We start from the raw sequence: 19,704 nt of genomic DNA on the forward strand, positions 1-19,704 counted from the left end.
ATTCAATAAATTCCTTCACTATTTAGTATCTTTGCCGCTCATTTAAAACAAGTAAAATGCAAGACGGAATCTATGCGAAGTTTAATACTTCGAAAGGCGAGATTTTAGTAAAATTGACCCACGATAAAACACCTGGTACAGTTGGTAATTTTGTTGCTTTGGCAGAAGGAAAACAAAAAAACTCAGCAAAAGCAGAAGGAACACCTTATTATGACGGACTTAGTTTTCATAGGGTAATTCCAGATTTTATGGTGCAAGGTGGTTGTCCTCAAGGTACAGGTACTGGTAATCCAGGGTTTCAATTTGATGATGAATTTCATCCAGAATTAAAGCACTCTGAACCTGGAGTACTATCAATGGCCAATGCTGGTCCTGGCACTAACGGAAGTCAATTTTTTATTACGCACGTACCAACACCATGGTTAGATAACAAACATACTGTTTTCGGACATGTTATAGATGGTGGTCAAGCTGTTGTTGATGCAATTGCACAAGGTGATACAATTGATACACTTGAAATAATAAGAGTTGGTGATGAGGCTGAAAATTTTGACGGACTTGCTGCATTTCAAAATTTTGAAAAATCTAAAGAAGAACGCCTTAAAAAAGAAAAAGAAGCGCAGTCTGCAGAACTAGATAAAGTTGCTGCTGGTTTTGATGAAACTGAAAGCGGTCTACGTTATAAGATAATTCAGAAGGGTAGTGGTGCTAAAGCTGAGAAAGGTAAGAAAGTTTCAGTGCATTACGAAGGTTCATTATTAGATGGTCAGGTTTTCGACTCATCTTATAAAAGAAACCAACCAATAGATTTTCAATTAGGTGTTGGACAGGTTATAGCAGGTTGGGATGAAGGTATTAGTTTACTGCAAATTGGTGATAAAGCACGTTTTGTTATTCCATCAAATTTAGGATATGGAGCTGCGGGTGCTGGCGGAGTAATTCCACCAAATGCCACATTAATATTTGATGTAGAGCTTATGGGTGTTAGCTAAATTACATCCACATAAATAATAAAGGACTTCCATTCTTACTAAAAGGGTGGAAGTTTTTTTATTAGTACTTAATAAAACACCAATAGTTGATGTTTTATTTATATTTTTTTGGTTCAATTTAGGGAGTTCTTGCCCAGGCAAGCATATTATTGAAGAAAAATACTACTTATCGAACTCTATTTCGACTTAGCGCGACCAGTACTCAAAAAAAGTAAAACTAGGTTTACTGCTAAAAGTAAAAAAAGGATGCCAAAAAATGTAATCATAACGTGTTCTATTAATAATAGTGTGTTCTACTTACTACTAGTTTAACCTTTAGATAACGAAATCTTAAAAAGGTTGCTTTACTTACGTGAGAAATTGTAAAAAAGTTTTCGTGAAGTAGAAATTATTATAAATATGGTGTAAAAAAAGCCCCAACAGCAGTTGGGGCTTATTATAAAAAAGTTTATTCGTACCTAGTCAACAACCTTCACATTTACGGCGTTTAATCCTTTTTTACCTTGTTGTAGTTCAAATTCTACAACGTCACCTTCACGAATTTCATCGATTAAACCAGAAATGTGTACAAAGTGATCTTCGCTTGAACCATCTTCAGTGATAAAACCATAACCTTTGGAATCATTGAAGAATTTTACTGTTCCTTTACTCATAATACAAAAAAATTAAATAATTAAATTAAAGCGCAAATATAGTGTTAAATAATTAAAAGAAAGGGTTTTAGGGTTATATTTTCGTAAAGTTAGAATTACGTAATAATAGCACCCTAAGTAATTTATTCAGACTTTCTTATGTTGTATCTACTTACAATAAATGGTATCCGCGTAATTTACACCTAATCTTGTGTTTTAAAATGTGTAATTTAAGCTGTAGGGTCTGGTGTCATTCTTAAATAAGGCTTAATTTCTTCTACACCTTTTGAGAAAATTTTCTTAGCATCTTCAGTCGCTATTGCAGGACTTACAACCACATCTTCACCGTTTTTCCAATTTGCTGGAGTAGCAACTTTATGGTTCGCAGTAAGCTGTAATGAATCAATAACTCTCAATAGCTCATAAAAATTTCTACCCGTTGAAGCTGGGTAAGTTAACGTTAGCTTTACTGTTTTGTCTGGTGCAATAATAAACACTGAACGAACGGTAAGATTATTATCGGCATTTGGATGAATCATATCATAAAGCGTAGCTACCTTTTTATCCTCATCGGCTAGAATAGGAAAGTTTACAGTAGTATTTTGCACTTCATTAATATCCTTTATCCATTCTTTGTGCGAAGCTGCTCCGTCAACGCTTAATGCAAGCATTTTTACATTTCTTTTATCAAATTCACCTTTAAATTGTGCTGCCGTACCTAATTCGGTAGTACATACAGGTGTGAAATCTGCAGGATGCGAAAAAAGAATTCCCCAACTGTCGCCTAAATAGTCATATAAGTTAATTGTTCCCTCGGAACTATCTGCTGTAAAATCTGGGGCTTTATCGCCTAATCTTATAACTGCCATATTGTAAAGTTTAAGTTAAAAATCAGTTTAAAATAATAAGTCTACAAATTTACTAGATTAAAGAATAAAACTAATTTCATTTGGGTTAAAAATGTATTAAAGTTTGTTACTTTTATGAAATGGATACAGTAGAAATAGAAAAACTAAAATACCCAATTGGTAAATTTGAATCACCTGCAGAAATAACATCAGAATTAATTCAACAGAGCATTGACGAGCTTGATGAATTTCCTATAAAATTATCTGCATTGGTATCCATTTTAAATGAAGAGCAATTAAATACTGCTTACAGACCAGAAGGTTGGACGGTAAGGCAGCTTATTCACCATATTGCCGATAGCCACCATCATAGTTATACGCGTTTTAAATGGGCATTGACAGAAAATAAAGCTTTAATAAAAGCTTATGAAGAGAAAGAATGGAGTAAATTATTTGATGCTAAAACTGCGCCAATTCAACTTTCATTGACTTATTTAAACGCTTTGCATGCAAAGATTGTTTATTTACTTCGGGGATTGTCTGACAAAGATATGCAAAATTGCTACACTCATCCAGAAGATAAATGTGTGGTGACGGTTGCTGAAAATATTTGTAAATACGCATGGCATGGAAGGCATCATTACGCCCATATCCAAAATTTATTACTAAGAGAAGGTTGGGCGTAGTTTATGATTTTATTCTTGTTCCCCACCTTCAGGTCCATAAAAAATCACCCAAGTAGAAAAATCATCTGTAAAGTTTTCAAACCGATGTTCAAATCCAGCTTTTACAAATAAAAAATCACCTTTAGCGAAACTGGTTCTAACGCCATTATTTAAAAAAGTACCACTACCAGAAATTATCACATAAACTTCATCCCTTGTATGCGGTTTTTGATGGTCTATATTTTCTGGTTTATAAACTTCTACAGCCAATGTACCATGTTCAAAAACTGTTAGAAATTTAGAATCTATTTTCGAAAGTTGCAGTAAAGCTTCTTTAGTTTCAACCTTCATAATATAATTTTTATTTAGTGGCCCACTTTATGTTGCAGCCAATACTAGGTTTTTGGATTTGGTTGATATCCTCATCGTTTAAAATGGCTTCAATAGCATTACTCAAATCTTTTCCTGTAAGTGGTTTACCGTTACCAGGGCGAGAATCATCTAATTGCCCGCGATACACCAACTTTAGATTCTTATCAAATAAATAAAAATCGGGCGTACATGCTGCGCGATATGCTTTTGCTACAGCTTGGGTTTCGTCGTACAAATAAGGAAAGGTGTATCCATTTCTCTGTGCTACTTGTTTCATTAGATCAGGGGCATCTTGAGGGTAATTTTTAACATCGTTACTAGAGATAGCAATAAAGCCAAATCCTTTTTCTTGGTACGTTTTTGCTAATTTTATGATAGCTGGGTTAACATGTATTACAAAAGGACAATGATTGCAAATAAACATGATAACTGTCCCATTTTTACCCTTTAAATTATTCAGTTGTAGGTGCTGGTCACTTACCGTATCCCATAAATTGAAATCGGTTGCGACTGTACCTAATGGGAGCATATTACTCGGCGTATCAGACATTATTTATTTTTAAGAATTAACTCATATTTCGACCACAATGATAAAGCTTTATAGTAAATTAGATTACTGTTTTCATTTGCTCAATGAGCTAATTAGGTGAATAAAAGTAAACTGATCTGAACGAAATTAAAAATATAGAAGTAGGGTTTTCGGTGAATCGATTGTTTATAGTATAGAAACCAATCTAACCAACATTATGAAAAAATGTATATTCAGCTTTAGCTTATTGATATTACTATTAATTTTTATCTAGTTATAAACAAATATAAAAGATAAAGTAATTTTAGCCTCATTGTCTATTCTTCAAGCGCAATGGGACTAGCTTAAAATTTAGTTTCTTACAATTATTCCAGAGCTATAGTTACATTCTCGTATTGCGTTCAGAATACCTTTGATAATAATATATTATCTTTCGTTTAGAATTGAATACAACTAAGATTGTTGTAACAAACATTGAATAACCGTTTTTGACCGATACACTTATAGATACTGTACGCATTAATTTTAACGCAGAAACCATTTGGTTATTGAATAGTGCTTTGGCTTTGGTTATGTTCGGAATAGCACTCGAGATTTCAGTTAAAGACTTTGAAGATTTATTAAAAAATCCTCGACCCGTTGTTACCGGAGTTATTAGTCAGTTTCTAATATTGCCAGCAGTAACCTTTTTAATAGTTTATTTTATTTCTCCCACACCTAGCATAGCATTAGGTATGTTTATGGTAGCGGCATGCCCCGGAGGAAATATTTCAAATTTCATTACGCATTTGGCTAAAGGCAATACTGCACTATCTATTAGTCTTACAGCTATAGCCACATTATTAGCGATAGTTATGACGCCGCTAAATCTTCAGTTCTGGGGAGGGTTATATGCGCCAACGGCTTTAATATTGAAAGATATCTCTGTTTCACCTTTCGAAATGTTTAAACTAGTTTCCTTATTGCTAGGGGTACCCTTGTTGCTTGGTATGTTAATTAATTATTTTAAAAAAGAACTAGCACAAAAAATGGCTAAAGTGCTAAAAATTGTGTCTGTGATTATTTTTGTGGCGCTAATATTTATTGCTTTTTATAAGAATCTTGACATTTTTTCAAAGTACATTTTTTATGTTTTCTGGATTGTACTCTTACATAATTTAATTGCTTTTTTCACAGGTTTTTCATTTGCGAAAATAATGGGTTTATCCAATGTAAATGTGCGCACAATAACTATAGAAACTGGGATACAAAATTCGGGTTTAGGATTATTATTGATTTTTACTTTTTTTGAAGGATTAGGAGGAATGGCTTTGTTGGCTGCTTTTTGGGGGATTTGGCATTTAATTTCAGGATTATTACTTGCAGCTATTTGGGGTTATAAACCCATTAAAAAGGAAACATTGGCTTGAAAAATATAGTGTATAACTTTATAAAATTTTGGATACGAATAAGTTTAAATCTTTACTTTGCGAAGATTAAAATTAATGGGCTTGAAAACGTACCATTAAAGAAGCCTTTGATGTTCTTGCCAAACCACCAAAATGCACTTCTTGATCCCTTATTAATTGCAGTTGACTGCAATAGAAAACCTTATTTTCTTACTCGATCTGATGTGTTTAAGAGTCCAATTTTTAACAAGTTATTTGAGCTGGTTAGGATGATTCCTATATACCGAATTAGGGACGGGAGGGATACTTTAAAACATAATGAAGCAGTTTTTGAAAGGTGTGCAGCGCTCTTGAAAGAAAGTGAGGCGCTTTTAATGTTTCCGGAGGCAAATCATAACCTAGAAAGACGTGTTCGGCCTTTGTCTAAAGGGTTTACTCGAATACTGTTTCGTGCATTAAATGAGAATCCAAAATTAGATATTCAGCTAGTACCAGTAGGATTAAACTATTTGAATGCTACTAAATTTACAGATGAGGTTGCCATTTATTATGGAGAACCTCTTGCACTACAAGAGTTGATTATTGCAGATGACGAAAAGGCTTCGATTGATAATATTAAGAAAAAAGTTACGCAAGTACTTCAAGGGCTAACCACACATATACCACAAGAAAATTATATCGAATTAGTTCAGAAATTAGATACCGCTAATGTAGATTATCTCAATCCCATTAAGACTAATAAATTTATTGGAGATGAAAAACACCTTCAAGAAAACGCTAAGTTAAAATCTAAAAATAGTGGTTTAAAAAAAATGATTTATCCGCTTTTTTGGATTTTGAATTCACCCGTAATTCTGCTATGGCGATTATGGTTAAAACCTAAAGTTTGGGAACGCGAATTTACAGATACCTTGCGTTTTGCACTTTCTTTATTGGTGTTTCCTTTATATTATGCATTGCTTTTTATTCTATTTACTTTTTATCTGAGCTGGAGTATTGGAGCACTTACAATAATAGGTCTTCTTTTATTTAATTGGTTATACGTGAAATTGAATTGAGAGATGTTTCTTCATATTAGTTTAAAACAAAAAAACGACCCAAAAGGGTCGTTTAATAATTGTGAATTAAGATTTTAAATGTCATCGAAATTAACATCAGTAAAATTTTCTGCTGTTTGTGTTTCTCCATTTTCAGAGATTTCAACGTTTGCAATATCTTCGTCTTTTTTAAAGTCTTTCTTATGTCGCTCAGATATGACTTCGGTGCCTTTTTCTTCAATTATAAAATCCATCATTTCTTCTACATTTTCTCTAAATGCTGCGAAGTCTTCTTTATAAAGATAGATTTTGTGTTTTTTGTAATGAAAAGTTCCATCGTCGTGTGTAAATTTTTTACTCTCAGTAATTGTAAGATAATAATCACCCGCCTTTGTACTTCTAACATCAAAGAAGTATGTTCGTCTTCCGGCGCGCAAAACTTTTGAATGAATCTCTTCCTGATCCAACATGTCTTTCTCGCTCATTATTTATGGTATTATAGTGTTTGTACTACCAAAAATGAAGAAAAAATGTCGATACGGCAACTATATTGTTAGTTTTCTTTATCGGATAGCTGGGTAAGGTATAGTTCCTTGTAGTAACCTTCTGACGTATTCAATTGATCATGCGTTCCTTCTTGTAATAATTTTCCGTCGTCAAGTACTAATACCTTATCTGCATTTTTTGCTGAAGATACTCTATGGCTCACTATCAGGGTGGTTCGGTTACTTGATGCCTTCTCCAAATTGTTCAATATTTCTTCTTCCGTTTCCGTATCTACAGCGGAAAGACAGTCATCAAACAAATAAATTTCAGGATTTTTAAGCAAAGCTCTTGCGATAGAAACACGTTGTTTTTGTCCACCACTTAAAGTTATACCACGTTCACCTAAAACAGTTTCGTACTGTTTTGAGAAGCCCATAATATTTTTATGTACAACTGCATTTTTTGCAACGGTAATTACTTCTTCATCAGTAGCATTTTCTTTTCCAAATTTTATGTTCTCTTTAATACTATCAGAAAACAAAAAGGCATCTTGTGGTACAGCCCCTATAGATTGCCTCAGACTTTTTAGATTTAATTTTTTTATAGGAATGTCATCAACTAAAATTTCACCATCAGTAACATCATATAATCTAGCAATAAGATCTAGAATTGTAGATTTTCCAGAACCTGTTTTTCCAAGAATTGCTACGGTGTCACCTTTATCAATTGTAAAAGAAATATTTTTCAGCGCATTAATATTGGTGTCATCATAGGTGAAAGAAACATTCTTAAACTCTATTTTACCACTAATTATATTTTCGGTTGAAACTTCATTTTTAATTTTTGGTTCTTCCTTTAAGAATTCATTGATTCTAGTCTGTGAAGCACCAGCTCTTTGAACAATGGATGTTAACCACCCAACTATTGCAACAGGCCAAGTAAGCATGTTTACATAGAGAATAAATTCTGCAATTAATCCAAATCCAATTTCACCAGCTATATATTGTTTTCCACCGATATAAATTACGAAAAGATTACTTACGCCAATTAATAAAACCATTAACGGAAAAAACCATGCATTTACTTTTGCAAGATTCATGCTTTTGTCTTTTCCTTCATTAGCTAAAGAAACCACTTCTTCATGTGTTTGAGGTTCTAAACCATAGGCCTTTATTACAGAAATCCCTGAAAAAGACTCTTGCGTAAAAGTAGAAAGTGTTGATAAAAATGCTTGAACCTTAGTACTTCTCTTATGTATTATTTTACTGATTTTATAAATCAAAAAAGATAATATAGGAAATGGTAGTACAGTGTAGAGTGCTAATGTTGGTGCCTTAATGAACATTAAAGGGATTAGGCAGCCAAATAGCGTTAACGCATTAATGCCGTACATCACAGCTGGACCTGCATACATACGGACTTGTCCAACATCCTCACTTATCCGATTCATTAAATCACCAGTCCTATTTTTTTTATAAAAATCTAGATTTAGGTATTGGTAATGGTCAAAAATTTCATTTTTTAAGTCATATTCTATATACCGAGAAACATTAATAATGGTTTGTCGCATTAAAAATGTAAAAATTCCCGATAAAATGGCAGTGCCGATTATTATTAAAATATACTGGGTTAATAAATCTGTCGCCTCTGCTTTGTTAATAGTTTCAGATATAAGATTGTCTATTACCTCAAAAGATTTGTTGACATATGAAGGTAATACCAAAGAGAAGATTCTAGCTATAATAGTGATTATTATACCTATCAAGAGCTTTAACCAGTATTTGCGAAAGTATTTGTTTAAGTGTTTGAGTTCTTTCATTTGTTGGCCTGTAAATCTGGAAGTTCAGATTTTAAAGGGGCAAAGATAGCGGTTTGGGGATTAAACAAATGTTATTAAATACATAAGATCCACGAATATATAGTAGATAGATAAAATTAGATTCCTATTTTTGCCAAGAATTAATACCAAATCGCAAAAGTTCTTTTAAATGCTAACAAGAAGACATATTAGGGTGAAGGTAATGCAGTGTATCTACGCCTTGATACAATCAAAAGACGAATCACTTGAGAAACAACAAAAATTTCTCAAGACTAGTATTGAGAACATGTATAATTTATACTTGTTACTTTTAAGTTTGTTGGCAGAAATTCAGCATATGGCTGATAATCAAGTTAAGCTTGCTAATAAAAGTTACCTAGAGAATACTTCCAATAACTATCCGAACAAAAGCAAATTTGTAAATAATCGGTTGTTACAACAAATAGCAAGTAACAAAACTTTGCAAGAGGAGTTGGAACATCGTAAATTAAAAAATTGGTATCTAAATGAAGAGTATGTAAAGCTTCTTTATAAGGAAATTGTTGAAAGTAAAAGTTATGATGCTTACATGAATTCAACTAAAGATTCTTATGCATTAGATCGCGATTTAATATTAGACCTCTACAAGAATGTAATTGCCCCTAACGAAAAAATTTACGATTATTTCGAAGATGATAAACTTACTTGGGTAGACGATATTCCTATTGTAAATACTTTTATTGTTAAGCAATTGAAAAAGGCAAAAGAAGAACAACCAGAATCTTTCTTTTTACCTGCACTTTTAAAGGATGATGCAGATATGGATTTTGCTTTAAAACTTTTAAGCAAAACACTTTTAACCGATGCAGAATTAGAAAAAGAAATTGAAGGTAAAACACCCAATTGGGATAAAGATAGAATTGCTGAAATTGATTCAATTTTATTAAAGATGGCAATTTGCGAATTATTAAATTTTTCTTCCATTCCAGAAAAAGTAACCATTAACGAATTCTTAGAAATAGCTAAAGAGTATTCCACTCCAAAAAGTAGCATATTTATTAATGGAATTTTAGATAAACTTGTAAAGGAATACAAGGCTGATGGTAAACTTAAAAAGATGGGTAGAGGCCTTTTATAAAATATTTCTGTAATTTTACGTTTTATATATATTATCGTATGATATTATAATTAATTAACAACCAACTTACCGTTAGGGTAAGTCAAAAAAAGTAAAGTGATGAAAAGAGTTTTTCTAGTATTTGGTTTAGTGGGGGCTTTAGCAATTGTTTCTTGTAAAGACAGCAATGCTACTGCGAAAATCAACACTGAAAATGTAGCTGTTGCCGCGGAACGCGATCAAGCAGCTAAGCAAGTTCCAGTAATGGAGTTTGTAGAATCTGAACACGATTTTGGAACAATAGATCAGGGCGCAGCACAAGAGACAGCTTTTGTTTTTAAGAATACAGGTAATGCACCATTGATAATAACAGACGCTACAAGTAGTTGTGGTTGTACAGTGCCTAACCCACCAAAAGATCCTATTGCACCAGGTGAAACAGGTGAGTTAGTTGTAAAGTTTAATGGTTCTGGTCAGAATCAAGTAACTAAAACTATTACCGTAAAAGCTAACACTGAAAAAGGTTCAGAGTTATTGAGAATAAAAGCATTTGTTACCCCTAAAACTGCAGCAGCAGTAGGGCCAACAAAATAAATTAACCAACACGAGAACACTATATTATGGAGAATTTAGGGCAGTTTTTGCCAATGATTCTAATTTTTGCCGTTGCATATTTTTTTATGATACGACCGCAAATGAAGCGTCAAAAAGATGAAAAAAAGTTTGCAGCAGAATTAAAACGTGGTGATCGCGTCATTACTAAAAGTGGCCTTCATGGTAAAATTTTAGAATTAAATGAAAAAGATTACTCTTGCGTTTTAGAAACTATGGCGGGAAAATTAAAGTTTGACCGTACTGCTATTTCAATGGAAATGAGCAAGAAGTTGAATACAACACCAACTGAGAAAAAGTAGTTGTAAAATAATTATTTTATAAAGGCGTCAACCAAAAGGTTGACGCCTTTTTTTATGCCTAAAGACTGTTTTGAAATATCTCAATTATTTTCTTATAACCACTTTTTCCGCATTATTTCTTCATCCCGAAATTTCGGAATTGAAACGTGGCGATGTTTTACTTAACCCCGAACTGTTGGGGTTGTCTCATACTGCATGAAAAATATGCCATACCCCCCCGAAGTAACGGGGCTAATAAAATATTCCAAAATAATCTCTTAAAATTGTTATCTTCAATCAGATTTAAATACATCATGATGAATAGCAATAGAAGAAAATTTTTAAAGAAAAGTTCACTCGCACTTGCCGGTACTGGCGCTGCTTTTATGTTTCCAATGGAACTTTTGGCAACAATTCGGAAGAAAGTAAGTCCTAATGATAAAATTCAAGTTGGACTAATTGGTTGTAAAGGCATGGGCTTTTCAGATTTAACTTCAATGCTAAAAATAAGCGAAGTGGAAGTTGTTGCACTTTGTGATGTTGATGAAAATGTACTTCAGGCTAGAACTACTGATTTAGAAAAAGCAGGAGTTAAAAAACCAAAATGGTATAAAGACTATCGTAAGCTTTTAGAAGATAAAGATGTACATGCAGTAATAATCGGCACACCCGATCATTGGCACTGTTTAATGCTTACCGATGCGCTACAAGCAGGTAAAGATGCTTATTGCGAAAAGCCTATTGCTAATTCTGTACAAGAAGCAGATATTATGTTAAAGTATGTGAATTCTAGTGACCGTATGGTTCAAATAGGGCAGTGGCAAAGAAGTCAGCCACATTTTGTAGATGCCATAGAATATGTTCATTCCGGTAAGTTAGGTAATATCCGTTTGTCCAAAGCTTGGGCGTATCAAGGATGGATGGAACCTGTACCCAATGTGCCAGATTCTGCTGTTCCGAAAGGAGTAGATTATGATATGTGGTTAGGGCCAGCACCAAAAAGAGCATTCAATGAAAATCGATTTCATTTTAATTTCAGGTGGTTTTGGGATTATGCAGGCGGTTTAATGACAGACTGGGGCGTACACCTAATTGATTATGCACTTTATGGAATGAAAGCAGGTAGACCTAAATCGGTGATGGCATTGGGTGGCAAATTTGCGTATCCGGATGACGCTGCAGAAACACCAGATACTTTGCAGACCGTTTTTGAGTATGATGATTTTTCTATTTTATGGGAGCATGCTACAGGAATAGATGGTGGAAATTATGGTAGAGATCACGGTATTTCTTTTATTGGTAATAATGGAACATTAGTAGTTGATAGGCATGGTTGGGAAGTTATTCCTGAAGGGAAGTTTAATGGCTGGGGAAAAGACAAAACCCCAAAAATGGAAGCTATTAAAAAAGGCACCGGAAATTTTAGTGGACTAGATTTACACACTATTAATTTTATTGATGCTGTGAAGTCTAGAGATTCAGCAAAGTTAACTGCACCAATTAAGGTAGGTTACGATGCCGCTTTAGTTTCGCATATGGGTAATGTTGCATTTAAAACTGGTAATCGAATTTATTGGGATACAGAAGCCAATCAGTTTAAAGAAGAAAATGCCAATCAGTTTTTAAAAGCAAATTATCAGAACGGATATAAGTTGCCAATGCTTTAGAAAAGAATATATAGTCTGATATAAATGTGGTTGTTCAGTTAACTTTTATTCACAAGTAGTTTTCAATTTAAATGAAGGAAATTAACAAAGGCATAAGAATTATAAACTTTACTGCTGATATTATATGTGTCAGCTTAATTTTCAGTGCTTTTTAAATTTTACAAGGATCAAATAATTGGAAAAATAGGAATCAAAACTGTTGTTGTTGATTTACATAATTCGAAGCCTACAATTGGAAAAGGTGCTTATGAGAATCATATTGCATTTAAACCCGTTTGATGGAATTTCATACCTATTTGGGCAGGTACCAGGAACTCATGTTGTACTAACCAAAACAAGATTAATTAATAAAGAAGTTGTTAAACCTCTTGTTTAATTTATAAGAGATTTAATGTTAAATGTAATTTATTTGAATTGCGTAAAGTTGCAGTTTTTTTAGATTTTGCTGAACTTGCTTTTTCATTTATTTTAATGAAAATTTAAACAACTAAATCTCAATAAAAAGTGTCAATGAAAGCAACATGTATTTTATTTTTTTTTCTGACTTTATCACTTCAGTCTCAGGAATACTCAACTTTACATTTTAATAATCAGAAAGAATTCAAAGTTGTTCAATTTACAGATACACATGTAAATGTTGAACAAGGTAAAAATTTAGAGGTATTTGCTACTATTACAAAAGTACTTAAAATAGAAACCCCAGATTTAGTTGTGTTAACTGGCGACGTGGCCACAGATGGAAATCCAGAAAAAACGTATAAGGAGTTTGAGAAAATTTTTGCTAATGCAAAAATTCCGTGGATTGTTACCTTAGGAAATCATGATTCTCAAGCAGATTTATCTCGAAAAGAAGTAGCTAAGTTTCTTGAGGGTTTATCCTATTGTTTAAATGATGACAAGGGCGAAACTTATGGCAACTCTAATTTTGTATTACCGATTCAAAGCAAAGAGAATATGAGTGAAGCACTTATTTACATAATGGATTCAAATGCATATAGTACGTTAAAACCTAAAGTCGATGGTTGGGGTTGGTTTGATAGTTCGCAGGTAACTTGGTATAAGAAAAAAAGCAGAGAATTTACGGAAATGAACAGCGGAAAGCCATTGCCAGCTATTGCATTTTTTCATATTCCATTACCCGAATATTATCAAGCTTGGAAGAATAAGAAGAGTAAAACATTTGGACAAAGAAAAGAGGAAGAATGTGGCCCTGAAATCAATACCGGGATGTTTGCGGCTATGTTAGAGTGTAAAGATGTTATGGGAACTTTTGTAGGTCATGACCACAACAACGATTACATAGGAACTTACTACGATATTGCATTGGCTTATGGTAGAGTTACAAAAACAAAAACTTATAATAAAGCTCCATTAGAAGGTGCTAGAATTATTGTTTTAAAAGAAGGAGAACGCATCTTCAACACTTGGATACGCGATGTAAAAGGAAAAAAGGTAGATGCATGTAGCTGGCCGAGTTCCTTTTTGAAGTTATAATTTTTTGGATTAGTTTTTAAGGACTTTTATCCCGTAACAACTTCAACGGCGTTCTTTTGAAAATGAGCTTTTAAATGAAAATAATGAATAAGTAAAATTACTAATTATTAGCACAGGCAATATCACCGATACATATCATTTAATCCTTTGCCTTCTTCGAGCATAGGTAAAATTTTTACAAGTCTAGAAAGTTTTGTTTTTTCTTGTTTAGCAGTTGCGATATACGCTATATATTCTTTTTGTTTGTAAGCTGATAGTGCTTTAAAATTTTTCTTGGCTAGACTATTTTTAGCAAGTGCTTTATTTAGTAATTCTGGCAACGGTATTCTTGCTTTCTTTTTCTTGACAGGAGCTAGGCTTAATCCTTTATTTTGATTTTCTAAAGCTTCCTTTATATAGTTAAGTACATTTATCTCGTCAATATCAATGTCAGATTTAAAATGCCAATGACGCATAGCCATTGTTTTTTCTTCTTGAACATTTATAAGTACATTCTTAGGGTCTGATAAGAACACACCGTTAAAAAATCCTATTCCAAAATGATTTTTAAATCGTGCAATCCAGAATACATTTTTACCATCAATACCATAAACAGGAGCTTGCCATTTAAAAAATTCTTCTGCATTAGCTTTTAGTGCTAATTCTCGAAGTTTTTGTATTCCTTTTTTAAACTGATGTTCTTCGCTATAATAGGCTTCAACTTTTTCTGAATAATCCATTTCATTGAATTTTATTCCATTGGCTTTCGTGCAGTAAATTCACAAATTCTAACAATTACTTCTGTAGCTTTTACCATACTATGTACGGGTACATATTCGAATTTACCATGAAAATTATGCCCGCCTGCAAAAATATTAGGACATGGTAATCCCATATAGCTCAATTGCGAACCATCAGTACCTCCGCGAATAGGTTTAATAATTGGAGTAACTCCAACAGCCTCCATTGCTTCTTTAGCAGTTTCTACAATATGCAAAACAGGTTCAATTTTTTCACGCATATTATAATACTGATCGTTCATTTCTATTGTGATACAGTTGTTGTGTATCGAATTTAAACTATCTGTAATTGCTTGTAATAATTGTTTTCTTTCTTCAAACTTAGCTTTATCATGATCTCGAATAATTAATTGAAATTCTGCATTTTCAATTTCACCTTTTAAAGAATGTACATGAAAAAAGCCTTCTCTACCGGTAGTATTTTGCGGTGTTTCTTCAGGAGGAAGTATCGACATGAATTCGTTGGCGATACTAATGGCATTAACCATTTTGCCTTTAGCATAACCTGGGTGTACACTTCTGCCTTCTATGGTAATTTTAGCACTTGCGGCATTAAAATTTTCATATTCAAGTTCACCAATTTGACTTCCATCCATCGTGTATGCCCACTTAGCCCCAAATTTTTCCACATCAAACTTATGTGCTCCACGGCCAATTTCTTCGTCAGGCGTAAAACCAATTCTAATTTTTCCGTGCTTTACTTCAGGATGTCTAACAAGGTAATGCATTGCAGTAATTATTTCAGTAATTCCGGCTTTATCATCGGCGCCTAAAAGAGTAGTACCATCAGTAGTTATTAAAGTTTGTCCTTTGTATTGCAATAAATCTTCGAAATAATCAGGCGATAGAATAATATTCTTCTCTGCATTTAAAACAATGTCCTTCCCATCATAATTCTCAATAATTTTTGGATTTACGTCGGTTCCAGAAAAATCTGGTGATGTATCGAAATGAGATATAAAACCTATCGTAGGCACATCATAATCAACATTACTTGGCAATGTAGCCATGATATAGGCGTTATTATCTATAGTTACATCTGTAAGGCCAATTTCTTGTAGGTCGAACACTATTTCTTCGGCTATATTCCACTGTTTTTCAGTGCTTGGCGTAGTTTTTGAATTGGGGTTGCTTTGCGAGTCAATCATAGCATAACGCAAAAAGCGGTCAATAATCTGCTTCATTGATATAATTTTTTAGTAAAAATACTGTTTATTAGTAAGTTGTATAACCTACTAAGCCCAAATCTGTATGGTTTATTTCAAGCATTTAAATGTAATTATTGTTTTTTTTCTCTCAATTGCTTATTCCTATGCGCAATCGCCTGATTGTACGTTAGATATTGGAGGAGAAGCTTCTAATCCCGTAGTTGAGATTTTTCAACTTAATGAAACTCAAATACAAAAACTTGAAGAATTAAAAGCTAAATATTCGCTTTCATCTAAAAGTATTGATGATGAAATAGCCAAACTTTTGGCTGAACACCCACAAAGTACTCCAGAAGAATTATTGACGTTAGCTAGAAAATATAGAGTATTACAGTTGAAACTGATGCAAACTTCACGAGATATTGATGAAGAATTAATTGCAACTTTTAATCAACAACAATACGATTTTTACCTTACCCTTTGCCATGAAGCAGTGCGTAATCCTATAGAAGTAACCCCTGTTATTTATGAGGCAACTGCGGTTGAAGAAAAATAGATTTAATTCTATCTCAACTGTTAATAAAAGAACTTTTTAGTTTGTACTTTTGTGTCAAATATTTTATTAAACTATGTACAAATCACTTGTTCGACCCTTATTATTTCTTCTAGATCCTGAACGTGTACATCATATTACATTTAACCTTGTAAAGGTATTATCATCTTTAGGTTTCGGTGGAATTTTTAAAGCACTTTATTCAGTTTCAGATAAACGTTTAGAACGCGAAGTATTTGGATTGAAATTTAAGAATCCGGTTGGTTTAGCTGCTGGTTTTGATAAGAATGCTGTGTTATATAACGAGCTTTCTAATTTTGGTTTTGGCTTTGTTGAAATTGGGACATTAACTCCAAAAGCACAATCCGGTAATCCCAAACAGCGGCTTTTTAGATTAAAAGCTGATCAGGCTATAATAAATAGAATGGGCTTTAATAATGATGGAGTTATGGAAGCTGTTGAAAAGCTTAAGAAAAAGCATAAGGTTTTAATCGGTGGAAATATTGGAAAGAACAAAATTACCCCAAATGAGGAAGCTACTAAAGATTACTTAATTTGCTTTGATTCATTATTTGATTATGTTGATTATTTTGTTGTGAACGTAAGTTCTCCAAATACTCCAGGTCTTAGAGCTTTACAAGATAAAGAACCATTAACAGCTTTGTTAAAGGAGTTAAAGACAGCGAATGAAAAACGTGCAAATAAAAATAATGGTAAGGGAAAATCAATATTATTAAAAATAGCTCCAGACTTAACAGAAGACCAATTATTGGATATAATTGAGATTGTTAAAGAAACTAAGATAGAAGGAGTAATTGCAACTAATACAACTATTTCTAGAGAAGGTTTGAAGTCTGATTTAATTTCTACAGAACAAAAAGGTGGATTAAGTGGAAAACCTTTGAAGAATAGAAGTACCGAGGTTATTCGTTTTTTATCTGAAAAAAGCAATAAAGCTTTTCCGATTATTGGTGTTGGGGGAATTCATTCTGCAGAAGATGCTATCGAAAAATTGGATGCTGGTGCTGCACTTATTCAAATATGGACAGGCTTCGTTTACGAAGGTCCTGCCTTAATTAAGCAAATTAATAAGGCGATTCTTGAAAAAAAATAAGCGGCAACAATTTAAATTATCACCGCTCATACTTTAGTTAGTTTTGCTCCAGTAATCAAAAACTGTTACATCATCTAAATGCGGACCCAATACAGCACCAAACGCTTTATGCGCTGGATGCGGTAAATAGATATCTCTATCAGCCTCAGATTTAAAAGTCAATAAAAAACCATGAGTTAATCCCTTGTTTAAGCCTTCAGGGCTATTGTTAATTCCCCATTCGTAATCCGCAATTTCAGATATTTTCGATGGTAATGCTGAAAAGGCATCTACTACCTCTTTAATACTTTCAGGAGATGTGCCATCTTTAAATTTAAAAAGAACAACGTGTCTTAAAACGCTATCTTCAGTTTTAGTTGTTTCCATTATTACTTCTTTTTCTTCGGTTTTTGCATCGTCTTTAGGTGTAAAGCCACATGCCAAAATTGCTAACATGAAGACAACTGATAATCCATATTTTTTCATTTGTATTTATTTTCCTTGAAAGATAAAGAAAATAAAATTTCGAAAAAGTTATTCGTATTTTTCGTGGAACAAATAAGAGTATGAATTATGAAATATTATTAGGTTTTGTTCTGGCCACAACAGCTTTGGCTATTTCACCTGGCCCCGATAATATTTATGTGCTTATGCAAAGTATTGCTAATGGAAAGAAGTTTGGTTTAGCGACCGTAGCGGGTTTAATTACGGGCTGTTTGGTGCATACTACTTTGTTAGCTTTTGGTGTTTCGGCAATAATTAAAACAAATGATACACTATTTTTTATAATTAAATTATTAGGTGCATTATACTTGTTTTATTTGGCATATCAGGTATATCAAAATAGCGCCGCAATTGATTTAAATAATGTTGTTTCTGAAAAAGGAGTGCTTCAATTATTCAAACAAGGCTTTATAATGAATGTGTTGAATCCAAAAGTTGCCATTTTCTTTTTGGCCTTTTTCCCAGGATTCTTATTTAGTAGTACGATGAGTACTGTAATACAGTTTTATATTTTAGGGTTACTCTTTATGTTTGTATCAGCCATTATTTTTAGTTGTATTGCAATTTTATCGGCCGCTATAGCGAAGTATATTAAAGAGAATGCTAATCTTGGTAAGATATTAAAATGGTTACAGGTATACGTATTTATTGCGATTGGCGTTTACATATTATTATCAGATAAATAGTGCTAATTTTGTTGGATAGTAGTAATAAAAAGATTTTAAAAATTGCCTAATTAAGAATGTCGAATAAAGTTAAAATCATAGAATGTCCACGAGATGCCATGCAAGGTATAAAGACATTTATGCCCACAGATGCGAAGGTAGTTTATCTACAATCGTTATTAAAGTGTGGTTTCGATACTATTGATATTGGTAGTTTTGTTTCCCCAAAAGCAATTCCTCAAATGGTAGATACATCTGAGGTCCTTTCAAAGTTAGATTTTTCGGAAACAAATAGTAAAATGTCTGTAATTGTTGCAAATGTTAGAGGAGCAAAAGATGCTGTTAAACATGAACAAGTTGACTATTTAGGATTCCCATTTTCTATTTCAGAGAATTTTCAAATGCGTAATACGCATAAAACAATAGCACAATCGGTAGCTACTTTACAAGAAATTTTAAACATAGCCGATGCTGCAAATAAAAAGGTAATCACATATATTTCTATGGGCTTCGGTAATCCATATGGTGACCCATGGAATGTAGATATAGTAGGGAAGTGGACTGAAAAGTTAGCATCAATGGGGACTAAGATTTTGTCTTTGTCAGATACGATTGGTTCTTCATCACCCGAGAATATTGAATATCTTTTTTCGAATTTGATTCCTAAATATCCTGAAGTAGAATTTGGAGCACACTTACATACAACACCGTCTAAATGGATGGAAAAAGTGGATGCAGCTTATAATTCAGGATGCCGACGGTTTGATGGAGCTATTCAAGGTTTTGGGGGCTGTCCAATGGCTACAGATGAGTTAACAGGTAACATGCCCACCGAAAACTTGCTTTCTTATTTTACCACGCATAAGGTGGATACTGGTGTTAATTGGATGGTTTTTGAAGCAGCTTTTAATAAGGCTACAGAGCTTTTTTCTCAATATCATGACTAAGAAGTTGCACCAATAAATCTTGCCAATTAGTTTTATTAAAAAGATTAGGTAGTATTTAATATCTTCCAACACATTATTCTTTATTTTTAGTTCACAG

General features: G+C 33.1%; 22 protein-coding genes. 13 read left to right on the forward strand and 9 right to left on the reverse strand.

What is annotated here, in order from left to right; translation table 11 throughout:
- Positions 1-56: 56 nt before the first annotated feature.
- On the forward strand, positions 57-992 hold the full coding sequence (locus UH7x_RS13960; RefSeq protein WP_482360537.1) for a peptidylprolyl isomerase: 936 nt from the start codon (positions 57-59) through the stop codon (positions 990-992).
- A gap of 458 nt (positions 993-1,450) precedes the next feature.
- Here the strand turns inward: UH7x_RS13960 and UH7x_RS13965 are convergent, their stop codons facing one another.
- Both UH7x_RS13965 and UH7x_RS13970 read right to left on the reverse strand, forming a co-directional pair.
- A complete protein-coding gene (locus UH7x_RS13965) occupies positions 1,451-1,645 on the reverse strand; it encodes a cold-shock protein (protein WP_013994176.1) in 195 nt (64 codons plus the stop codon).
- A gap of 209 nt (positions 1,646-1,854) precedes the next feature.
- The gene (locus tag UH7x_RS13970) at positions 1,855-2,493 is read right to left on the reverse strand and encodes a peroxiredoxin (RefSeq protein WP_482360538.1); all 639 of its coding nucleotides are present in this window, start codon (positions 2,491-2,493) and stop codon (positions 1,855-1,857) included.
- Between the two features lie 119 nt (positions 2,494-2,612).
- On the opposite strand from UH7x_RS13970, the gene UH7x_RS13975 reads away from it, so the two are divergent.
- On the forward strand, positions 2,613-3,158 hold the full coding sequence (locus tag UH7x_RS13975; RefSeq protein ID WP_482360539.1) for a YfiT family bacillithiol transferase: 546 nt from the start codon (positions 2,613-2,615) through the stop codon (positions 3,156-3,158).
- Positions 3,159-3,167: 9 nt separating this feature from the next.
- On the opposite strand, the gene UH7x_RS13980 is transcribed toward UH7x_RS13975, so the two are convergent.
- Entirely contained in the window at positions 3,168-3,488 is a 321-nt protein-coding gene (locus UH7x_RS13980) for a cupin domain-containing protein (protein WP_482360540.1), read from the reverse strand.
- A gap of 10 nt (positions 3,489-3,498) precedes the next feature.
- Positions 3,499-4,059 carry a thioredoxin family protein gene (locus UH7x_RS13985; protein WP_482360541.1) on the reverse strand — a complete coding sequence of 187 codons (561 nt, stop codon included), beginning with the start codon at positions 4,057-4,059 and terminating at the stop codon, positions 3,499-3,501.
- A 467-nt stretch (positions 4,060-4,526) separates the two neighbouring features.
- On the opposite strand from UH7x_RS13985, the gene UH7x_RS13990 reads away from it, so the two are divergent.
- Positions 4,527-5,447, forward strand: coding sequence for a bile acid:sodium symporter family protein (locus UH7x_RS13990; RefSeq protein ID WP_482360542.1), 921 nt, complete (start codon positions 4,527-4,529; stop codon positions 5,445-5,447).
- Between the two features lie 8 nt (positions 5,448-5,455).
- Positions 5,456-6,484 carry a lysophospholipid acyltransferase family protein gene (locus tag UH7x_RS13995; protein ID WP_482363610.1) on the forward strand — a complete coding sequence of 343 codons (1,029 nt, stop codon included), beginning with the start codon at positions 5,456-5,458 and terminating at the stop codon, positions 6,482-6,484.
- Between the two features lie 74 nt (positions 6,485-6,558).
- On the opposite strand, the gene UH7x_RS14000 is transcribed toward UH7x_RS13995, so the two are convergent.
- Positions 6,559-6,948, reverse strand: coding sequence for a PUR family DNA/RNA-binding protein (locus tag UH7x_RS14000; RefSeq protein WP_482360543.1), 390 nt, complete (start codon positions 6,946-6,948; stop codon positions 6,559-6,561).
- Positions 6,949-7,016: 68 nt separating this feature from the next.
- Positions 7,017-8,768: an ABC transporter ATP-binding protein gene (locus UH7x_RS14005; RefSeq protein WP_482360544.1), complete on the reverse strand. Its 1,752-nt coding sequence runs from the start codon at positions 8,766-8,768 to the stop codon at positions 7,017-7,019.
- A gap of 169 nt (positions 8,769-8,937) precedes the next feature.
- Between UH7x_RS14005 and nusB the strand changes: the two genes are divergently transcribed.
- From nusB to UH7x_RS14030, 5 genes are all read left to right on the forward strand, one after another.
- Positions 8,938-9,885, forward strand: coding sequence for a transcription antitermination factor NusB (nusB, locus tag UH7x_RS14010; RefSeq protein WP_482360545.1), 948 nt, complete (start codon positions 8,938-8,940; stop codon positions 9,883-9,885).
- A 99-nt stretch (positions 9,886-9,984) separates the two neighbouring features.
- A complete protein-coding gene (locus tag UH7x_RS14015) occupies positions 9,985-10,458 on the forward strand; it encodes a DUF1573 domain-containing protein (protein WP_482360546.1) in 474 nt (157 codons plus the stop codon).
- Positions 10,459-10,484: 26 nt separating this feature from the next.
- On the forward strand, positions 10,485-10,778 hold the full coding sequence (gene yajC, locus UH7x_RS14020) for a preprotein translocase subunit YajC (protein WP_482360547.1): 294 nt from the start codon (positions 10,485-10,487) through the stop codon (positions 10,776-10,778).
- A gap of 296 nt (positions 10,779-11,074) precedes the next feature.
- Positions 11,075-12,424 carry a Gfo/Idh/MocA family protein gene (locus UH7x_RS14025; RefSeq protein ID WP_482360548.1) on the forward strand — a complete coding sequence of 450 codons (1,350 nt, stop codon included), beginning with the start codon at positions 11,075-11,077 and terminating at the stop codon, positions 12,422-12,424.
- Positions 12,425-12,934: 510 nt separating this feature from the next.
- Complete coding sequence (locus tag UH7x_RS14030; protein ID WP_482360549.1) at positions 12,935-13,918, forward strand: metallophosphoesterase family protein; 984 nt, start codon at positions 12,935-12,937, stop codon at positions 13,916-13,918.
- A gap of 122 nt (positions 13,919-14,040) precedes the next feature.
- Here UH7x_RS14030 and UH7x_RS14035 read toward each other — a convergent pair whose 3' ends face one another.
- Both UH7x_RS14035 and pepT read right to left on the reverse strand, forming a co-directional pair.
- Positions 14,041-14,637, reverse strand: a complete 597-nt coding sequence (locus tag UH7x_RS14035; protein WP_482360550.1) for a YdeI/OmpD-associated family protein — start codon at positions 14,635-14,637, stop codon at positions 14,041-14,043.
- A gap of 11 nt (positions 14,638-14,648) precedes the next feature.
- Entirely contained in the window at positions 14,649-15,881 is a 1,233-nt protein-coding gene (gene pepT / locus UH7x_RS14040; RefSeq protein WP_482360551.1) for a peptidase T, read from the reverse strand.
- Between the two features lie 67 nt (positions 15,882-15,948).
- On the opposite strand from pepT, the gene UH7x_RS14045 reads away from it, so the two are divergent.
- Positions 15,949-16,401: a hypothetical protein gene (locus UH7x_RS14045; protein ID WP_482360552.1), complete on the forward strand. Its 453-nt coding sequence runs from the start codon at positions 15,949-15,951 to the stop codon at positions 16,399-16,401.
- Between the two features lie 73 nt (positions 16,402-16,474).
- Positions 16,475-17,512 (forward strand): quinone-dependent dihydroorotate dehydrogenase, encoded by a 1,038-nt coding sequence (locus UH7x_RS14050; RefSeq protein WP_482360553.1) that lies wholly within the window; start codon positions 16,475-16,477, stop codon positions 17,510-17,512.
- Positions 17,513-17,545: 33 nt separating this feature from the next.
- Here UH7x_RS14050 and UH7x_RS14055 read toward each other — a convergent pair whose 3' ends face one another.
- A complete protein-coding gene (locus tag UH7x_RS14055; RefSeq protein WP_482360554.1) occupies positions 17,546-17,977 on the reverse strand; it encodes a Dabb family protein in 432 nt (143 codons plus the stop codon).
- An 80-nt stretch (positions 17,978-18,057) separates the two neighbouring features.
- Between UH7x_RS14055 and UH7x_RS14060 the strand changes: the two genes are divergently transcribed.
- Both UH7x_RS14060 and UH7x_RS14065 read left to right on the forward strand, forming a co-directional pair.
- Entirely contained in the window at positions 18,058-18,681 is a 624-nt protein-coding gene (locus tag UH7x_RS14060) for a LysE family translocator (protein ID WP_482360555.1), read from the forward strand.
- 56 nt (positions 18,682-18,737) lie between these two features.
- Positions 18,738-19,607 (forward strand): hydroxymethylglutaryl-CoA lyase, encoded by an 870-nt coding sequence (locus UH7x_RS14065; RefSeq protein WP_482360556.1) that lies wholly within the window; start codon positions 18,738-18,740, stop codon positions 19,605-19,607.
- Positions 19,608-19,704 lie beyond the last annotated feature (97 nt).

The organism is Aurantibacter sp. UH7, assembly GCF_056839165.1.

What these genes read in the sequence shown, in the direction of transcription:
- UH7x_RS13960 (WP_482360537.1), top strand. Translation starts at nt 57, where the DNA reads ATGCAAGACGGAATCTATGCGAAGTTTAATACTTCGAAAGGCGAGATT.
- UH7x_RS13965 (WP_013994176.1), bottom strand. Translation starts at nt 1,645, where the DNA reads ATGAGTAAAGGAACAGTAAAATTCTTCAATGATTCCAAAGGTTATGGT.
- UH7x_RS13970 (WP_482360538.1), bottom strand. Translation starts at nt 2,493, where the DNA reads ATGGCAGTTATAAGATTAGGCGATAAAGCCCCAGATTTTACAGCAGAT.
- UH7x_RS13975 (WP_482360539.1), top strand. Translation starts at nt 2,613, where the DNA reads ATGGATACAGTAGAAATAGAAAAACTAAAATACCCAATTGGTAAATTT.
- UH7x_RS13980 (WP_482360540.1), bottom strand. Translation starts at nt 3,488, where the DNA reads ATGAAGGTTGAAACTAAAGAAGCTTTACTGCAACTTTCGAAAATAGAT.
- UH7x_RS13985 (WP_482360541.1), bottom strand. Translation starts at nt 4,059, where the DNA reads ATGTCTGATACGCCGAGTAATATGCTCCCATTAGGTACAGTCGCAACC.
- UH7x_RS14000 (WP_482360543.1), bottom strand. Translation starts at nt 6,948, where the DNA reads ATGAGCGAGAAAGACATGTTGGATCAGGAAGAGATTCATTCAAAAGTT.
- UH7x_RS14005 (WP_482360544.1), bottom strand. Translation starts at nt 8,768, where the DNA reads ATGAAAGAACTCAAACACTTAAACAAATACTTTCGCAAATACTGGTTA.
- nusB (WP_482360545.1), top strand. Translation starts at nt 8,938, where the DNA reads ATGCTAACAAGAAGACATATTAGGGTGAAGGTAATGCAGTGTATCTAC.
- UH7x_RS14015 (WP_482360546.1), top strand. Translation starts at nt 9,985, where the DNA reads ATGAAAAGAGTTTTTCTAGTATTTGGTTTAGTGGGGGCTTTAGCAATT.
- yajC (WP_482360547.1), top strand. Translation starts at nt 10,485, where the DNA reads ATGGAGAATTTAGGGCAGTTTTTGCCAATGATTCTAATTTTTGCCGTT.
- UH7x_RS14025 (WP_482360548.1), top strand. Translation starts at nt 11,075, where the DNA reads ATGAATAGCAATAGAAGAAAATTTTTAAAGAAAAGTTCACTCGCACTT.
- UH7x_RS14030 (WP_482360549.1), top strand. Translation starts at nt 12,935, where the DNA reads ATGAAAGCAACATGTATTTTATTTTTTTTTCTGACTTTATCACTTCAG.
- UH7x_RS14035 (WP_482360550.1), bottom strand. Translation starts at nt 14,637, where the DNA reads ATGGATTATTCAGAAAAAGTTGAAGCCTATTATAGCGAAGAACATCAG.
- pepT (WP_482360551.1), bottom strand. Translation starts at nt 15,881, where the DNA reads ATGAAGCAGATTATTGACCGCTTTTTGCGTTATGCTATGATTGACTCG.
- UH7x_RS14045 (WP_482360552.1), top strand. Translation starts at nt 15,949, where the DNA reads ATGGTTTATTTCAAGCATTTAAATGTAATTATTGTTTTTTTTCTCTCA.
- UH7x_RS14050 (WP_482360553.1), top strand. Translation starts at nt 16,475, where the DNA reads ATGTACAAATCACTTGTTCGACCCTTATTATTTCTTCTAGATCCTGAA.
- UH7x_RS14055 (WP_482360554.1), bottom strand. Translation starts at nt 17,977, where the DNA reads ATGAAAAAATATGGATTATCAGTTGTCTTCATGTTAGCAATTTTGGCA.
- UH7x_RS14060 (WP_482360555.1), top strand. Translation starts at nt 18,058, where the DNA reads ATGAATTATGAAATATTATTAGGTTTTGTTCTGGCCACAACAGCTTTG.
- UH7x_RS14065 (WP_482360556.1), top strand. Translation starts at nt 18,738, where the DNA reads ATGTCGAATAAAGTTAAAATCATAGAATGTCCACGAGATGCCATGCAA.